At 70.0% G+C, this 727-nt stretch carries 1 protein-coding gene; it reads left to right on the forward strand.

The annotated features are described in order from the left end of the window. Nucleotides 1-727: hypothetical protein (locus ISP17_RS19505; RefSeq protein WP_404636175.1), on the forward strand; the 727-nt coding region annotated here is incomplete at both ends.

The raw sequence follows: 727 nt of genomic DNA on the forward strand, positions 1-727 counted from the left end.
TGACCCTGGCAAGCAGCGGTGCCGGCGCGATCGGCTTCGGTTCGACGGTGGACGGCGCCCATGCGCTGAGCGTGAACACCGCCGGCACCACCGGCTTTGGCGGCGCCGTGGGTGGCACCACCGCGTTGACCAGCCTGACCACGGATGCCGCCGGCAGCACGCAGCTCGGCGGCGTGGTGACCACCAGCGGCAGCCAGAGCTACGGTGACGCGGTCAGCCTCGTCGGCGACAGCACGTTGACCAGCACCGGCGCGGGCGCGATCACTTTCGGCACGACGGTGAACGGCGCGCATGCGTTGAGCCTCGCGACTGCCGGCACCACCAGTTTTGGTGGCGCGGTGGGTGGCACCACGGCGCTGGCCAGCCTGAGCACGGACGCCGGCGGCACGACGCAGCTCGGTGGCAACGTGACGACCAGCGGAGCCCAGACCTACAACGACGCGGTGAACCTGATCGCCAACACCACGCTGACCAGCACCGGCAGCGGGGCGATCGACCTGGCCTCCACCGTGGATGGCGCGTACGCCTTGAACGCAAACACGGGCGGCGCGCTGACGTTGGGCGGTGCAGTAGGCGCGACGACGGCGCTGGGTGCATTGACCACGACCAGTGGTTCGTTCAGTGCGGCCAGCACGCTGGCCGTGAGCGGCAATTTGTCGGTGACGACGACGTCTGGCGGGATCAGCCAGGGCGGCGCGTTCATCGTGGGCGGCACCTCGTCGTTCGA

Origin of the sequence: Dyella ginsengisoli (genome assembly GCF_044904665.1) — a bacterium.
Classification (GTDB): domain Bacteria; phylum Pseudomonadota; class Gammaproteobacteria; order Xanthomonadales; family Rhodanobacteraceae; genus Dyella_A; species Dyella_A ginsengisoli.